Origin of the sequence: Streptomyces sp. NBC_00568 (genome assembly GCF_026341855.1) — a bacterium.
Lineage (GTDB): Bacteria > Actinomycetota > Actinomycetes > Streptomycetales > Streptomycetaceae > Streptomyces.
In genome coordinates this window covers 330,380-346,732 of the sequence record NZ_JAPENW010000002.1, presented here as the reverse complement: position 1 = coordinate 346,732, position 16,353 = coordinate 330,380, and the positions used below count along the sequence as shown (strand labels likewise).

Below are 16,353 nucleotides of genomic sequence, written 5' to 3'. Positions count from 1 at the left end.
TCCGCCTTCGTTAGGTGTTTCCGTTGGTGCTGATCAGGAGCATGTTGGGTGTGTGGACGCGCATGAAGTGAGCCGTTTACGGGCGGCGTTAGCCATGTTCGTGGCGGATGTGTTCGGTTCGTTGCCGCGGAAGGATCAGCGGCGGTGGGGCGAGTGTTATCTGCAGGGTCTGATGCTGGACGGCCGGCGGAAGTCGATCCAGCCGATGGCAGAGCGGTTGCCGGACGGGAACATGCAGGCCCTGCAGCAGTTCGTGAACCAGTCGCCGTGGGAATGGGAGCCGGTTCGCCGGCGGATCGCCGAACGGTTGTGCGGGGTGATCACTCCCGAGGTGTGGGTGGTCGACGACGTGTCGTTTCCTAAGTGCGGGACCGCGCCGGCGGGGGTGGCCCGCCAGTACTGCGGGGCGCTCGGCAAGCGGGCGAACTGCCAGGTCGCGGTCAGCGTGCACGCGGCCACCGACACCGCATCGTGCCCGTTGGAGTGGGAACTGTTCCTGCCCGAGGAATGGACGTCGGATCACCAGCGGCGACGACGGGCCGGAGTCCCCGACGAGGTCGGCCACGTGTCCAAGACACGCCTGGCGCTGGACCTGCTCAACCGGCTGGCCGCACACGATCTGGCCGTGCCGGTGATCGTGGCCGATGCCGGCTATGGCCGCAGCGTCTGGTTCCGGATCGCTGTGGAGGAACGCGGCTGGTCCTACGTCATGGCAGTGGATCCCAAAGATCGCCCGGCCCGCCGATGCGAAGCCGCCCCAGCCCGCCTACAGCGGGCTGGGGCCACCCACCCTGCCCCGCTATCGCGAGGCTCCCCAGTCCTTGCGCACGTTCGTCACGGCTGACACATCCTTCGAGGAGGTCACCTGGCGGCAGGGCAGCGAGGAGACGATGACCTCGCGTTTCGCCGTGCTCGAGGTGAGGCCGTCGGGCAAGGAAGCCACCCGCACCGCCCAGGAACAGGCCGGCGGACGCGGCAGCTGGGACGGGGTGCTGCCGCTGCGGACCCTGCTCGTCGAACAGCCCGAGGAAGCCGGTGAACCGACCGGCTATTGGATGAGTAATCTGCCTGCCCACACGGCGATGGCCGACCTGGTGCGGTGGGCGAAGATGCGCTGGCGGATCGAACACGACTACCGCGAACTCAAACACGGCCTGGGACTTGACCACTTCGAGGGCCGCACCTGGCGCGGCTGGCACCACCACGTCACCCTCGTCACCGCCGCCCAGGCCTTCCTCACCCTCCGGTGCCACGACCCAAAAGCGCCCTGGCACCGGCCCAACCCTCTACCAGACCCTCGACGCACTCCAAGACCTGCTGAGGTACTGGACCGGCACCTGCACCACCTGCGGCCGCCCCCTCAAAACCAGCAGGACCAGAGCCAGAACCTAACGAAGCACTACTAGCTAGGGGAGCAACTTGGGTGTTGCAGACTGGTCGACGCCCCGTGGCGAGGGCGAGCACTCGTCGCGCATTCAACCCCCCGCTTAGCAGTCACTGTCACTAAATGCGAACTTAAATGACGAAAGGTGATCATTTGCAGTAAAGCCCACATTGGAACTGGATGAGTACGGTGCCACACCCTTGAAGCCCGGAATATCCAGCCTCTGAACATAGTTCGGATATTCGTAAAGACAAACCCAGAATCGAGTCCGATTCCAATACGAAGTCATCCTATTGTTCATGTTGTCAGTAAGACTCGGGGTGCTATAGCCACTCTGGAAAGCGCGCCCGTTATATCCTGAATTCTCCCAAATGCAGAATGCGTTTTCTTGGCACCAATTTACGTCTACCATCGCTTCAACAGACGTTTCTCTGGGCTGCGGTTTGGGCTCGGCAGCACTGCTGGGCCCAGCGAGGGTCAGCAAAGAGGAAACTGCCATGGTTGCGGCGAACACTGGAGCCTTCAGCCAGCTTATGTACATGCCTACTCCTGGTGATGGGCAATCGATCGGTGTGACCAGAAGTAGCTGACCTTGGTTCACTTGCTAATTTCTTGCGTCCAACTACTGCTGCAAACTTGTCGATGGATGTCGGAGCCGTTCGCGTGGTGGGGCGTTCACTCGCCTTCAGAAGCCCTCGAGCGGGTAGCACCGGATGGCAGATTGGCCGGCGTGCGGATCGTCGTCACGCCAGTTGGTCCGGTTCAGACTGCCGGGATCAGGCAGGCGATGCCCCAACCGCTCCGACCCTCGGGGTGCAGAAGGGAATCGGGAGGTCGATGCCGGAGTGCAAGGGGCGCGATCGGTGGCCGATGGCGCTTTGCAGTGGCGCCAAACACTTCGCATCCGGGCCAACGCCGAAGAGGCACTGCGTGCTCTGTAGCGAAGAGCCGGGGGCAACTGCCGCGACCGGCTCGGGTGTCACCGGGCAGGTCGGGGCGCGGGCGATGCCACGCCGGGTGGTAGGCATCACCGGCGCTTCACGGAGTCGGGCGCCCCGGCCACCGGCAGCCGAATTCCATGCGACCTCGCCTTCCACCGCCGCTTTCAAGCTGGCCGATACCACGTTGCCAAATGACGCTGGATGCCCAGGAGGCTTCCCGTAGGCGAACGGGCTTGCTTATGACCTCGTGCACGGTTGGCCATGGCACGTCGTTATTTGCGCTATTGACGGTGTTCACGCTCGACGGCTGCGGGAGAGGGCGGCGGTCTGTTGGTGTGAGAGCAGTCCGGCGACGGCTAGGACAATGTCGCTCACGTGCTCGCGGCGGCCAAGGTGGCGGTAAGAGCTCGCCAGTTCTTCAGGTGGGTGATGCCTTGCTCGACGCGGATGCGCCGCGAGGAGTGTGCCTTGCGTTGCTGCTCGTGCCGCTCCTCGTACCAGGCGGGAGCGTTCTTCTTGACTTGCGATGGGGCGGCGTCACCACCCGTCCGCCGGTCTGCGCTCCAAGGCCCTGGTAGCCGGCGTCCGCAAGGATTTCCATGAACGGACCGTTGGCCAGGAGTGCGACCAGGCCGAGCTGTCGGGCTTGGGTGATGTCGGCGTAACTGCCCGGCCGAACCGGGCTGCAGAACAACACTCGTCCCTCGGTGTCGGTGAAGACCATGGACTTCACGGCCTGCTTGGTCTTGCCGGAGACGAACTTGTCCCGGTCCTTGCGGCCTGCGGCCGGGCGTCGCACACGGATCTCCGTGCCGTCGATGATCCCGGTCCGACCGTCGGCGCCCAGGTGCTCGATGACCTCGGCGAGACTGCTCAGCCGCAGGCCGGGCGCGACGGTGCAGCCGCGTCGCGCAAGCAGCGGCCGGACCTCGCCGATGCGGGTGATGGTTGAGCGGTCCCCGCCGAACCAGCAGGCCAGCACGTCATGAGTGGTGCCATGCCGCAGGTTCACCAGCGTGGCCAGCAACCGGTCGACGAAGACGAACCTGTGCTTCGCCCCGCTCCCACAGCCCGCCTTCGCGGACGAGCCGTGAGCCGAGCCTGATGCTGCTCGTGCCACAACGGCCCGACCTCAGCGATGAGTTCAGCGATCACATCCGGCGACAGCCCCGTGACCCGGTACTCCGCCACGATCAGCTCACGTGCCCCAGCCCCCACCATCCACAATTCAACGAGCCACCCAGGCGCCGAGCCACGGCCAATCGTGCACGAGGTCGTAAGTCGCCTTTCTCATCGGAGCCGTATGCGGTCTGCGTGGTAAGTGTCGGACCAGCCCAGCTGGGTCTGCTCCAGGACGGTGTTCACCGGGTCTTCAACGTCTGCGGTCAGTCCGCCGGAGTATCTCGTTCCGCTGAAGTACGCCAGCGACAGAAGGCGGAGTCCTGCACGTCCACCTGAGTCCATAATCGGGTCCTGGGACAGCAACCTCACGAGGTTCAGGAAAGTAGGGACCTAAATGCCAATGACCGAGTCCATCTATGACAGTTGGCGCGGCGATGGCGGTTGCACCTTTCCGCTACCGGGCGGCGCCCCGCCAGCACGTTGTTTGTGGTGATACGGGTAGGGTCTTCAATATGGACTTTCGCACCACCGTTGAGCGCGCTCAACGCCTCAAGCAACTGCATGCCGAGTACAAACCGCTCGTGCTGCCGACCGTGTGGGACGTCTGGTCCGCGCGGACGGCAGTCGACGCCGGGTTTCCCGCGCTGACGATCGGCAGCCATCCGCTCGCCGACTCTCGGGGGGCCGACGACCACGAGGGGCAGACCTTCGAGGAGGTACTCGCCGCTGTCAGGCCGATCATCGTGGCAGTCGACGTCCCCGTATCCGTCGACTTGGAGGCCGGGTACGGACAGAAGCCCGCAGATCTCATCGCCGGACTCACCGAAGTCGGCGGGGTCGGTCTCAACATCGAGGACACCGTCCACTCGGACGGTGGACGCGTGCGCAGCACGCAGGAGCACGCGGGCTACATTGCTGGCCTGCGCGCGGCGGCTGACGACGCGGGGATTCCGGTCTGGGTCAATGGGCGCACTGACCTCTTTCTCCACGCGGAGGATGCTTCCGGCGTCCTCGACGAGACGATCGAGCGACTGCGGGCACTCGAGCAGGCTGGCGCCGACAGCGTCTACCCGGTGGGGATTCAGGATAACGACGACCTGCTGGCGGCAGTGACCGGCGCCGTTGCCATTCCCGTGAACTCCACAGCCCACCCCGTCAAGCACGACCTGGAACGCTTCCGCCGCCTCGGGGTCGGCCGAATTACCTGTGGCCCGCTGCTGCAATTCGCGTTGGCGGATGCGATGAAGGAAATGCTCGGACCGTGGGCGCCCTAGGATAGAAACGCAAAAGAGGGTCAGCCTCCGCGACGTGCGTTGTGGAGGCTGGCTCTTTCATAATAGTCAGGCTGCCCAGCATACGGTAGCCCTCGGCAAACGCGTCCGCCTGCACCAACTGACCAGGGTCTGAACTGAGCATGGGCTGCCGGAGGGTTCCGTCTGCCTCACGGAGAGGGCCTTCGCCGAGGGCATCAACGGGCCCCGCATCCCGGCACAGGGGCGGCCCAGCCCTCGCGGTTGTCACCACGACCCGCCTCAGCCGGGGAACACAGTCCCTGTCCATGCGGCCACCGTACGACCGGCAAGAGCCTGCATGTGAAGGGCCTGGCGTACCAAACCGCCGGCCATTCGCCGTCCAGGTTCGGCTGCACGGCATGACCGATCTTCCCGTCCTCGACGATGCACCTGACGATGAAGTCGTGAACCAATCGCAGCGAAACCACACTGTCCCCCTTCTGAGCCCGGATCTGACGATTCGTCAAGATAATCGACAACAATCACAGTTGTTGTCGGCTACTCACTAGTAGCTATGTGGAGCCTTCTGGCGCCCGAGCCGGAGGGGCCACGTCTGGGACGGTTCCGGAACCAGCCATACGTGTGCCTCGGCGGCCGGGCCTGCGGCGCTAGGCTCAAGGTATGCCGAACGCGCGCGACCTCGACGGCCGAACGATCCTCCCCCGCTGGCGACTTGATGCATTGGGCGAGGTACTGCGCCTTCGGGAGGAAACCATGCAGGCCGGCAAGTTGCCGCACCCCCAGGACTGGCCGCTTCCGCTGTGCCCAGAGTGCCGCGGTGCCGTACACAATTGGGTTTCCGGCAGCGGCGGCGGCTTGCCAACCAGCTACTGGTTCTCACCGTGCGGTCACGGAATTGTCGGCGACCAACCGTAGGGCCCTCGTAGCAGCACAACAGCGGCTGGCCCTGAAGGCGGCCGCCCCTCAGTGCGCGGTGCAGCAGCAAAACGAGCCGCGGCACGTATAGCAGCGTGGACGCCCAACGCACCGGCACGACTGCCCGCAGTTCACCGGCTCGGTGTGCAACTTCACCTCGTCCGGGTTGCCCGGTTCGTACGCGGCGCGGCAGTCCCGGCAGCCAACCCACCCAGGCGGGAGGCCTTCAGCGCATGACGTCGGGGGCGGCTCCGTGGCCAGCGATGGCCCGAGATCCCGCCGCGTGTCCGGGTCCTCATCCTCCAAGAGGCGAAACACCTTGATGAGGCTCCACTGGTCAGACATGGCCGCATCCTCCCAGACGGCCGCCGCAGAGCCACACAACCGGTTTCGCCCCCTCTGGGACGCTCAGTACTCCATGTCCTGCCGCATCTCGGCGTGGTACTCGGCGTATTCGTTGTCGAATTGCCCCAATAGGCCCCAGCATGACGAGCCTTCGCCTTGCGATGCACCGCATCTGACGCCGCGCGCTGATACACCGGGGACTACGGGACAGCCCTTACGAGCTGGTGCGTGATAGCGGGTGAGGTGTCGTGCCAGGCAGGTGGCATGATCCCGTTGTGGCGATCACGGTCAATCTGTCGGCGTTGGCGCATCGGCTGTTCACGGGGCTCTCTCGGCGTCATCTTGCTTGCCTGGTAAAGGAGTTGGCCGTGCCGTGGCAGGCCGGGGTCGAGGGTCGTCGCCATGCCGCGCGAGGTGGGGTCCGGAAGCGGGCTGAAGGGGCCGGCGCCCGCCACCAACTGGTGTTCGTCGACCGGCTGGTGGCCACGCTTGTCCATTTGCGGCACGACCTGCCGCACTCAGTGCTGGGACTGCTGTTCGGCGTCGACCGTTCCACCATCACCCGCGCGATCGGAGAGGTGCGCACACTCCTGGCCGAACGGGGGTGCGCGGTCCCGGACAGCCCTGGCCTGCGTCTTCGGACACTGCCGGATGTCTTCGCCTACGCCCAGGCCGAGGGCATCGAGCTGCGGCTGGATGCCACCGAGATCCAGGTCCGCCGGCCGCCTGCCGGCCGCGGCGGACGGCGAGCGTTCGTCTCCGGCAAGAAGAAGCAGAACACCATGAAGGCCACCGTCATCGCCGACCACCGCGGCCGCACTTTATGGGTCGATGCCCTGCGACCTGGGCGGATGCATGACGCGACCGCCGCACGCAACGAAGGTATCGGGATCTGCTTCCAGCACTTTCCCGATGTCGAGGTCCTGCTGGACGATGGCTATCTCGGGCTCCGCCGTGATCACCCAGGGCAGGCGGTGACACCGCCGAGAAAGGGCAACAAGATCAGCCCGCCCGAGGTCCTCGAAGCCCGTCGGCGAGCCCGCCACCGACACTCCTCGAAACGCATCACCGTCGAACACGCCCTCGCCGACCAGCCGAAGGTCCGCTCGATCACCCACCGCTTCGGCAGTGGCTCGAAGCCTCTCGCCCGCGGTCGCTGCACCACCTCGACATCGATGCCCAGTTGGGCGCCGTGGTTGAAGATGCTGTTCTGGTATCCGCCGTCGGCCCAGACCTTGGTCACGCTGGGATGCGCCGCGGCGAGGTCGTCGAGCAGGAGCTTGCCGCCGGTCGTGTCGTGCACGTTCGCGGCGGTGACGAGGACGGCCGGCACCAGACCGAGCGTGTCCGTGATCAGGTGCCGCTGGCGTCCTTTGATCTTCTTGCCGGCGTCGATGCCCTGGCTGGTCTCGGCGACGTTCGCCGAGGTCTTCACGCTCTGCGCGTCCACCACGGCCGCGGTGGGATCCGCACTGCGGCCGTGAACAGCCGAAAACGGCCACGGACACGTCCGACGCCATGTTTGTGATCGCCGCAACCCCTCTTCCGAGTGTGCGAACCCAGCCCCGGGCCGGAAAAAATGGGCCAGGAGTGCGGTCAGCGTGGCGGCAGCACCGCCGGGCCAGCAGGTTCGCCAGCGCGCCTGGCGGTGGGGTACGAGTCCTGCCGCGGCCGCATGACCTGCTGGAGATCCTTGCGGATCCGCTCGGCTTCACCGCGCACCTGCGCCGGAATGTCACCACGTTCCGCAACCAGGCGCCGGTAGATCGGGACATCCTCGAACACAGGCAGCATGCCCTTCTCGTCGGCGACCTCACGTGCAGTACTGAGGCGGCTTCGAATTCTACGGCCCGGCTAGGCCGTTTCGTTTAGATCATCGGATCGTTGGTCCGGGTGTGTCGTTAACTGACGCGCAGTGGGCGCGGATCGAGCCGTTGCTCCCGGACCGGACGCCGGTGCGGGGTGGCCGCTGGCGGGATCACCGGCAGGTGATCGACGCGATCGCCTTCAAGTTCCAGACCGGAACGCAATGGGTGCACCTGCCGGAGAAGTACGGCAACTGGCGCGGCGTCTACAACCGGCTGCGGATGTGGGCCATCGACGGCACCTGGGAACGTGTCTTCACCGCGCTGATGGCCCGGGCCGACGCCGATGAGGACCTCGACTGGGCGGTCTCGGTGGACTCCACGATCGTGCGGGCCCACCAGCATGCGGCCGGGGCCCGCAAAAGGGGGCCCCGGCCGGCGAACCGGCCGACCATGCCATCGGCCGGTCCCGCGGCGGACTGACCACGAAGATCCACCTCGCTGCCGATGCCCGCTGCCGGCCTCTGGCGTTTGTCCTCACCGCCGGACAGGCGGGCGACGCACCGGCCTTCACCGATGTCATGGCCTGCCTGCGTGTCCCCCGACCACGTGGTCGGCCACGCACCAGACCGGACGTGGTCCTGGCAGACAAGGCGTATTCCTCCCGCGCGATCCGCGAGCACCTGCGTCGGCGCGGCATCCGTGCGGTGATCCCCGTCCCGGCGGACCAGCGCGGCCATCGGCTGCGACGCGGGAGTCGGGGCGGCAGACCACCGGCCTTCGACCGTGAGACCTACAAGCTGCGCAACACGGTCGAGCGGTGTATCAACCGCCTCAAGCAGTGGCGAGGCATCGCCACCCGCTACGAGAAGACCGCCACCATCTACCTGGCCGGACTCCACATCGCCGGCATCTTCCTCTGGTCCGCCCGATGATCCAAACGAAACCGCCTAGGTCACACTGTTCAAGTACCTCCGCTAGCCAGCCGGCAAAGGAGCACCTCCTGCCGTGACTGTGCGGGACTTACCCCGGTGCAGGTTCAGGAGGTGCGCAGCTCGGTGATCCGGGTGTTCATGCGCAGGAAGAACAGCCCGAACAGGGTGATGGCGATTGTTGCAGCCACGGCGCTCGTGCCCAGCAGGGCGATCCTGCTCCATGGGATGTCGACCGTCACCGGCACCCGTTCTGCGGTGAGGAGCACTTGGTGTGCCGTGTCATAGGCGGCGTTCTTGCACGCATCCGCGGCATCGCCCGGTGAGGGAACGCAACGTCGCACTTCGATTGGGGCCGTGTCGTTAGCATCCGGGACGGCGAAGCGTGGCAGCAGGACGCCGACCAGAACCGCGATGGCGACAGCGGGGACAACCGGTGTGAGGGTCTGCCATACCAGTGCCCTGGCGAGAATCCCACGCGGTGTGCCCGCTGCAACGAGGGAAGTGAGGGCCCGCCTTCGAGACAGGACTCCATCGGTGAGAGCAACGAGCAGGCCAGCAGCAGCAATCACCATGGATACGGAAACCGCGTAGCCCACGATCTGGTAAGCACGCTCGTAGAAGGCTGCGTCGGTCGGTTGATAGGTCTCGCCGAGCAGGTGCGCCAGTCGTCGGTTGTTCTCTTCCTGAGCTTCCACGGTCGCCACTGTGAGTGCGGACAGCCCCGCTGCGGTTGAGCCCACGACCAGGGCGACCAGCATGGCGGCGAACGTGCGACTGCCCGACCACGGATCCGCCATCAGGCGTCGCCCAGCCAGCAGGCCCGCCGGTCGCCGGGTGTGGCGGTGCAGAATCCGGCCGATCAGATAGGTGATCCATCCAGTTCCGGCGACCAGCCCGATACTCACGGCCAGGAAGCCGATGGCCAGCAAGATCCCTATGACGATCACGGGAAGGTCGTTGCGCTGAGGATGACTGACGAAGTATCGATGGGAGGGCTCCACGAGGGCGCACGCGCCGATCCCTACCAAAATCAGGGCCCCCGGCCAGGCACTCGGCCGACGCCGTGACCCAGTGCGCACCACGCCCAGCGGAGTGATCACCACTCGGCGCATGGTCAACACTGCCAGCGCGATGATGAACAGGGGTACGAAGAGGGCGACCCCGGCCATCGCGACGGTGTGTGGCAGGACATCGGTGGGCAAGGGCCGGCGGCCCTGGGCATCAGGGGCATCCAGCAGGGCTCGGCCGGCGAAGTAGACAACGAATCCCGACGCAACGCCGACCAGTGAGGCAAGGGCGGTCTCCAGCGCGGTGATCTCCACGACCTGGCGTGGCGTTGCTCCGGCCATGCGGATCGCCGCCAGTCGGCGGTCGCGTGCAGGCGCGCCGAGGCGGCTGCACTGTGCGACAAAGGTGAGGATGGGAATTGTCATCAGCACCATGCCGAATGCGACGCCTGGCCGCAGGCCGCTCTCGTTGAGCAAGTCGTTCGTGTACTTGGCGGCACGAGGGGCGTCCACGGACAGCACCGTGGCAGAGGCGAGCAGCGTCACTGTGCCGCAGGCTGCTCCAACCGCGGTGAGCACGACCCGCGCCCGATCGAGACGGTCGCCGGCGAGAGCCAGCGGAAGAATGGTGAGGACCCTCATCGTGTGACCTCGGCATCACTGCTCGCCGCTGCCGGGCGGGAACCCAGGAGAACCGAGTCGTCGGCGTCGAGAGCTCCGTCACGCAGGCGGATCTCCCTGTCTGCGTAAGCGGCGACCGTGGCGTCATGCGTAACGAGCAGAACGGTCGTCTTCTGGGTGCGGGCAGCTTGCACCATGTGGCGCAGCACCACTTCGCTGGCGAGCGTGTCCAGCGCACCGGTGGGCTCGTCGGCGAAGAGCACCGCTGGTTCGGTGGCGAGCGCCCGGGCGAGGGCCACGCGCTGTTGCTGTCCGCCAGACATCTCGCCGGGGAGCTGGCCTGCGAGTTCTGCGACTCCCAGACGCTCAAGCCAGACTCGTGCCGATTCCATCGCTTCCTGGCGGCGGGCACCATTGAGCAGCAGGGGCAGTGCTGCGTTTTCTATGGCAGGAAGCTCTGCGACCAGCTGACCGAACTGGAAGAGCACCCCGAAGTCGGTTCGGCGCATCACCGAACGGCGGGATTCGCTCAAGTCGTCGATGCGCTCACCGCAATATCGCACCTCACCACCGTCCGGGCTGAGGATGCCCGCCATGACGTGGAGGAGAGTGGACTTGCCACAGCCGCTCGGCCCCGTGATGGCAACGATCTCGCCCTTGCGCATGCCGATCGAGATGCCCCGCAGCGCGCGGTTGGGCCCGTACGACTTCGTCAGGGCGTGGGTTTCGAGAATCACGCGTGCACCTCCAGGCGCAGTTCGGTGATGCGTTCGGTGGTTGTCTGCATCCAGCGCAGGTCGGCGTCGAGATGGGCGATCGCCAGGTCCGCTGCGAGCAGGTCGGCGAGCGAGGCGTTGGCTGCGATCTTGAACTCGGTGAGTTCACGCATCCGCGCCAGGTGAGCGGCTCGCTGGGCGGCCAGGTGATGCCGGGCGGTGTGCTCATCGGAGACGAGAAGTGTGACCACCACTTTGGCCATCAGGACGTTCGAGAGGTAGGGCGCCGGTGGTTCGACCGTTGCAAGCCAGTCGCGCACTGCCTGGTGGCCGCGCTCGGTCACCTCATATGTGGTGCGGTCCGGGCCTCCGCTCCGCTCCCGGCCCACTTCTACGGCCAGGTCGTCGCGCACCAGGCGCTTGAGTGTTGAGTAGACCTGCCCGTACGCCAGTGGCTTGGCCCCGGGGATGCGCTGGTCGTGGGAGTGCTTGAGTTCGTATCCGTGCAGGGCTTGGCCGTTGAGCAGCCCGAGAAGGATGTGGGCCATCGACATGGGAGCAACTATTCACTGAGTGAATAGCTCTGTCAAATGACCGTATCGGCCTTCACCGCCGCAGCGATGCCAATCCAACTTCGCTAGGCCGCCGACCGGTTGGCCAGAAAGCCACCGAGAACTGGACCGCCAGCCGGCAGGCTCCACGCCTCCCACCCGGTCCAACGGCCAGCCAACTGATCCGGTTCATTGAGCGACAGGCCTCAGCCCAAGCTGAACTGGTCAAGGGCACGGGCTTGTCCGCAACCCAGAACACGGTCAAGCAAGGAACGCGCACTCGGCACAGGTACGGGCTACCGGAGGAGCTTCAGCACGCAGGCCGAGTCGCGCTGTCGGGCGCTTCCACTTGTCCGGGGCGCTGAACCGAACCATCCGAGACGTCGGTCCGGGTCATGCCCGCGAAGTGCCCTCGTCTCCTGTGCGCCGCACGGCTCCCGTTCCAGATCGGGTGAAACGACGCACACAGCGACAGCTTCGTGAGCTCCGGGCGTTCCTGCACCTTTCGACCGAACCGCTCCGCCGCCCTCATGCAATCCATCAGCTTCTTGGACTGGAGCCCGAGCCTCTGTTCGCGCCTACCTCCTGATGCAACGCCGACCGCCCCGCTCCTTCGAGGAACGGGGCGGAGCAGAAGTTCTGATCTGCGGCATCCTTGTGAGCGCCGATTCAATGTCGGTTCACTGCCGGTATTGCCGCCTCGGTTGATCGGCGCCGGGCCGAACCGCCGTCGTAGACCACAACAGAGTCACTTGCCGTCACCACTGATGTCACAAAAAGAGTCGCCCCCGGATAGTTGGTGGGAGCGACGAAGTCTTTGTACTCGGTGAATCCGCCTTGCCCGCCTCCTCCACCGTTCATGCCGGCATGCACCGCTCCGTTCTGCCCCACCATCAGGTAGACGGCTCGGCGGTGACCGTTGACGTTGCGACACGGAGATCCTCACGCGTCCGGTAGGAGGCACCGATGCCCAGTTCAACCACTCCACCCACTGGACCATCCCTCAGGATGCAGGCGTGTTGATGTAGGCATGCACCGCTCCAGCATCGGTGGTCCGCAGGTAGTCCATGGATTCTCGCTCCGCCGGAGTGAGCCACGGGCTGCCCAGAGCCGCAGCGGCCGGCAACCGCTCTACGATCGCGATCCAGATGGGCAGGGGGCGACAGGGTTACGCGATGCTGCCCTAGCCGACGCCGACAGCCAGCAAGAGCCGCAATCATCTCTATATCCCCGGAGTTCCACGTCGTAGGTGCCTGCTCAGAGTCTGCTTGCGGGCCAAAATGAAAGGCCTGCCTTGGTGGTGCCAGCCAAAGCAGTCATCTCGTCCAAGCCAAAACTGGCGGAGTACCCTCGCCATTCTGGTGCCGATGAGTCAGCCGACCGGGCTGGCCACCCTGAGTTCGATGCCCGGCTGCACAGGCAGATCATCGGAAACGAGCCAGCCCCGTCTCAGCTCACGTATGTCTTCCCGCTCGGCCATGGAGTCGAGCACGACATCGAGATCCCTCAGCCACACATCAGCCGACCGCCACTTCACGTGGCCACGTCCGCGCATATAGCGGTTAAGGAAGGAGGCGAGCGCGACATCTGCGCTGTGGAACAGCTCCGAGAGGAGAACACACAGGTCGTCACGGACGACGTCGTCTCCGTCCGTACGCGTAAGGTGATCGATGCCATGGGCAAGGCGCCTCATGGTTGATCCGTCGCTGTAGGGCTCCACGATCATCACGTTCTGGGCCGACCGCAGGTAGCCGCGGGTGTTGATGATGTGCCAGAAGAGAAAGTCGTCCCTGGCCGGAACCTCGCAGAGAAGGCCAGCAAGAGCTCGTATGGATGCTGTCCGCTTGTCGCTCTGCATCGTGGATACCGCCTCAAGGGGTGGGTGTGGAAGTTCTCCCGACGCAGTCGGGGGAACGGTGGAATTTGAGAGGCCACCACTCGTCGCGCTCAAGTGTGACGCCCTGCAGTGGGAAGAACGTGATGGTGGCGTAGATGGTTCATCCGTCAACATCGAGGGGCGCCGCTATCGGGCGCTGATCGACGGAGAAGGCTCCATGCTCGCGGCGCGACAAGCTGTGTTGTCGGCAGATCAATCTGTCAACTTGACCCGGCCGTAAACGACCAGGCTTGGAGGTAGGGCACCACTGGTTGTGGTGTGGCCTCCTCCGTCCAGACACCTAGGAAGGTGCCGGGACGCGTGACTCACGCCCCGCAATCCACACAGCCTCACCGCGAGCGGCGATGCTGCGGGAAGCATTCCGGTCGGCGTGGGCAACGACCCCGCACTTCCGGCAGATGAAGAGGGCCTGGTCGACCCGGTTCTTCTTCTCGATGTGATGACACTCGGCGCATTCCTGGCTGGTGTACGCCGGATCGACGTACACCAGCGGGACGCCTGCCCGGCGTGCCTTGTACTCAACGAACTGCCCGAGCTGGTGGAAGGCCCAGGAGTGGAGCGTGACCCGTTGGGGCTTGCGGAGCCGTACCCTCTGCCGGATTCCGCCCAGGTCTTCCAGGGCGATGCCGGACGAGGTGCGTTCAGCCTCGGTCACGATCTGTTTCGCGATGATGTGGTTGACGTTCGCGGCGTTCCGCGCTTCCTTGCGGCGCCGGTTCTTGAGCCGTCGCCGAGCGGACTTGGTGCCCTTGGCCTGCAACCTCTTCCGCAGGTCGAGCTGCCGGTTACGGTGCCGGTTCAGGCCGCGACCGGCCGCCCGGTATCCAGTGGACGTGGTGGCCATGTTGGTGATGCCCAGGTCCACGCCGATGAACTGGTCGGGCTCGTACTGCTCGGCCTGGGGAACCTCGCACACGGCGATGAGATAGAAGACGCCGTCACGTTCGATCAGGTCCGATTCGCCCTTGCGGTACTCCCGTAAAGTTTTGAGCGCGTCCGGGGAGCAGACGAACCGGACGTTCTTGAGTCGTCCGGCGGTGGTCCAGATCGAGACGGTCTGTTCGTCGTACTGCCAGGACAAGCACCAGTCGTCAAACGGGTGCGCGGCCTCGGGGCGGAAGGCGACCGGCTTGGACTCGGCCTTCTTCCGGCGCTTCGAGCCGGGCTTGCCGAGGTTCCCCGCCCGCAGGTTCGCCCGCAACGCGGTGTAGGCGTACACGACTTTCTTGATCGTGTGCTGCGCGCCTGTGCTCCGAGACCGGCCGCCTTCAGCTCGGCGTAGGTGTGCTTGCGCAGCTCGTACTCGCGCGGCACACCACGGGCGAAAGCCACCTCGGACACCCAGTTGGCCCGGTCGTTGACCGTGTGCAAGGTCGCGCCGACAGCGGATGCCTGCGCGGCATCCGGCACCAGTTTGACTTGCACGACGATCTTCACATGGACCATCGTAACAATTGATCTATGTCACCACGATGGGAACCAAACCCCAATATCCGTAGGGGTCGCACGGTCGTCCACACTCTCCATGCTCACTTGGTCTTCATACCCAAATACCGGCGGGGACCGTTCACCGACGAGATCCTGCGACGCTGCGAGGAAGTCATGCGAGCCGTCTACGCCGACTTCGAAACCGAACTGGTCGAGTTCAACGGCGAGAAGGATCACGTCCACCTGCTCGTGCACTACCCGCCCAAGGTCTCGGTCTCCAAGCTGGTCGGTTCCCTCAAAGGCGTCTCCGCCCGCAGACTCCGCCAGGAGTATCCCGACCACATCCGCAAGTACCTGTGGGGCGCGCACTTCTGGTCACCCTCGTACTTCGCGGCCAGCTGCGGCGGCGCCCCGCTCAGCATCATCAAGGAGTACATCGAGAACCAGAAGCGCCCGCTGTAGACGGCTGAGGCCAAAACAGTGCAGACCCATGCACGCGCGCGGGTCAGAGCAGTCCAGAGAAGCGCTTCCTCCCGGGCGTGAACGCCCGAGGTTCCGCGCTAGATCATGCTGAAGTGGGCCGGCTCCTGGCAGCCCAGCGGCCCTCCGGTCTCGCACCCGAGAAACGGCCCCTCATCGGGTGGTGTCGCCTGGCCGAGCCTTCCATACCGCCTTCCTGGAAGGGGATCAGAACCAACTGATCCCAGGTCCTGAAGCGCCTTCCGCAGCGGGCGAGCGGGACTTCCACATCGAGAAAGAGACCTGACTCACCTTGCACGAGGCGGTGAACCCGATCTTGGAGATCCACGTTACTAAAGGTGACAAGAGCTCAGAGAAGCCTCCCTCCTTTCAAAGGAGTCCAAAGATGTCGGTGACGGGAAGGCTGACCCCCCTGGCGATCGTCGCGTTGGGCGCTGCGGTCACGTATCTAGCGGGGAAGAAGCGGGGCACCCCTCCCTGGAACCGGGCCGAGTACAGGCGCCGCAGCCGGCTCGCCGACTTCACGGGGGGATATGCCTCAGCGATCGCCACTTGCACGATGCGCAGCGGCGGCAAGTTGGGCTGGACAGCCAAGCCTGAATGAACGCGGGGACGACTGCATTCCAACGCCTTAACTGTCGCACGGACAAAGGGAAATACCATGCACACCAACAACGCTTCGAGTAGTGACTTCACTAGTCTTGGCGCCCGCACCGGCGACACAGTTCTCGTGACGCGCACACTGGGCGACCACCAGGTCTTCCGCTTTGAGGGAACCCTGGAATGTTCAAGTCTGACCGACGGCTTCGCCGTCACGGGCGAGGACGTGGACACGGGATTTCGGACGACCGGATACTTCCTCAACGAGGACGCCACGCTCGGAACCCGCCAGGAAGTGATGCTCGTAGCTCGCTGCTAGCCCTTCAAAGCAATGGGCCCCTTGCGTCGACTCC

Annotated in this window: 11 protein-coding genes and 4 pseudogenes; 6 read left to right on the top strand and 9 right to left on the bottom strand. The window is 65.2% G+C overall.

What is annotated here, in order from left to right:
• The first annotated feature begins 52 nt into the window (after positions 1–52).
• Positions 53–1,321: pseudogene (locus OOK38_RS33780) on the top strand (IS701 family transposase).
• Positions 1,322–1,487: 166 nt separating this feature from the next.
• Here OOK38_RS33780 and OOK38_RS34685 read toward each other — a convergent pair.
• Both OOK38_RS34685 and OOK38_RS33775 read right to left on the bottom strand, forming a co-directional pair.
• Positions 1,488–1,796, bottom strand: coding sequence for a peptidase inhibitor family I36 protein (locus tag OOK38_RS34685; RefSeq protein ID WP_354006135.1), 309 nt, complete (start codon positions 1,794–1,796; stop codon positions 1,488–1,490).
• Positions 1,797–2,743: 947 nt separating this feature from the next.
• Entirely contained in the window at positions 2,744–3,352 is a 609-nt protein-coding gene (locus tag OOK38_RS33775) for a transposase (protein WP_266849832.1), read from the bottom strand.
• Positions 3,353–3,959: 607 nt separating this feature from the next.
• Between OOK38_RS33775 and OOK38_RS33770 the strand changes: the two genes are divergently transcribed.
• Positions 3,960–4,721, top strand: coding sequence for an isocitrate lyase/phosphoenolpyruvate mutase family protein (locus OOK38_RS33770; RefSeq protein WP_266849830.1), 762 nt, complete (start codon positions 3,960–3,962; stop codon positions 4,719–4,721).
• Between the two features lie 1,514 nt (positions 4,722–6,235).
• Positions 6,236–7,075 (top strand): annotated as a pseudogene (locus OOK38_RS33765) (transposase family protein); the annotation flags it as partial.
• Here the strand turns inward: OOK38_RS33765 and OOK38_RS33760 are convergent.
• Both OOK38_RS33760 and OOK38_RS33755 read right to left on the bottom strand, forming a co-directional pair.
• Positions 7,036–7,440, bottom strand: a pseudogene (locus OOK38_RS33760) (transposase); the annotation flags it as partial. The pseudogenes OOK38_RS33765 and OOK38_RS33760 overlap by 40 nt on opposite strands.
• 116 nt (positions 7,441–7,556) lie before the next feature.
• Positions 7,557–7,745 carry a hypothetical protein gene (locus OOK38_RS33755; RefSeq protein ID WP_266850022.1) on the bottom strand — a complete coding sequence of 63 codons (189 nt, stop codon included), beginning with the start codon at positions 7,743–7,745 and terminating at the stop codon, positions 7,557–7,559.
• Between the two features lie 95 nt (positions 7,746–7,840).
• Between OOK38_RS33755 and OOK38_RS33750 the strand changes: the two genes are divergently transcribed.
• Positions 7,841–8,700 (top strand): IS5 family transposase gene (locus tag OOK38_RS33750; protein WP_266765608.1). Its coding sequence is split into 2 segments (ribosomal slippage): positions 7,841–8,189 and positions 8,189–8,700, totalling 861 coding nucleotides; the frame shifts between segments, so codons are not numbered across the junction.
• A gap of 104 nt (positions 8,701–8,804) precedes the next feature.
• On the opposite strand, the gene OOK38_RS33745 is transcribed toward OOK38_RS33750, so the two are convergent.
• The 5 genes and pseudogenes from OOK38_RS33745 to OOK38_RS33725 form a co-directional block, all read right to left on the bottom strand.
• Complete coding sequence (locus OOK38_RS33745) at positions 8,805–10,349, bottom strand: FtsX-like permease family protein (protein ID WP_266849828.1); 1,545 nt, start codon at positions 10,347–10,349, stop codon at positions 8,805–8,807.
• On the bottom strand, positions 10,346–11,065 hold the full coding sequence (locus OOK38_RS33740; RefSeq protein ID WP_266849826.1) for an ABC transporter ATP-binding protein: 720 nt from the start codon (positions 11,063–11,065) through the stop codon (positions 10,346–10,348). Before OOK38_RS33740 ends, OOK38_RS33745 begins: the two co-directional genes overlap by 4 nt.
• Positions 11,062–11,598, bottom strand: coding sequence for a PadR family transcriptional regulator (locus OOK38_RS33735; protein ID WP_266849824.1), 537 nt, complete (start codon positions 11,596–11,598; stop codon positions 11,062–11,064). Before OOK38_RS33735 ends, OOK38_RS33740 begins: the two co-directional genes overlap by 4 nt.
• Positions 11,599–12,967: 1,369 nt before the next feature.
• Entirely contained in the window at positions 12,968–13,453 is a 486-nt protein-coding gene (locus tag OOK38_RS33730; RefSeq protein ID WP_266849822.1) for a hypothetical protein, read from the bottom strand.
• Between the two features lie 319 nt (positions 13,454–13,772).
• A pseudogene (locus OOK38_RS33725) lies at positions 13,773–14,938 on the bottom strand (RNA-guided endonuclease InsQ/TnpB family protein).
• Between the two features lie 15 nt (positions 14,939–14,953).
• Between OOK38_RS33725 and tnpA the strand changes: the two are divergent.
• Positions 14,954–15,382 (top strand): IS200/IS605 family transposase, encoded by a 429-nt coding sequence (gene tnpA / locus OOK38_RS33720; protein WP_266849820.1) that lies wholly within the window; start codon positions 14,954–14,956, stop codon positions 15,380–15,382.
• 748 nt (positions 15,383–16,130) lie between these two features.
• Positions 16,131–16,319: a hypothetical protein gene (locus OOK38_RS33715; protein ID WP_266849818.1), complete on the top strand. Its 189-nt coding sequence runs from the start codon at positions 16,131–16,133 to the stop codon at positions 16,317–16,319.
• Positions 16,320–16,353: the final 34 nt, after the last annotated feature.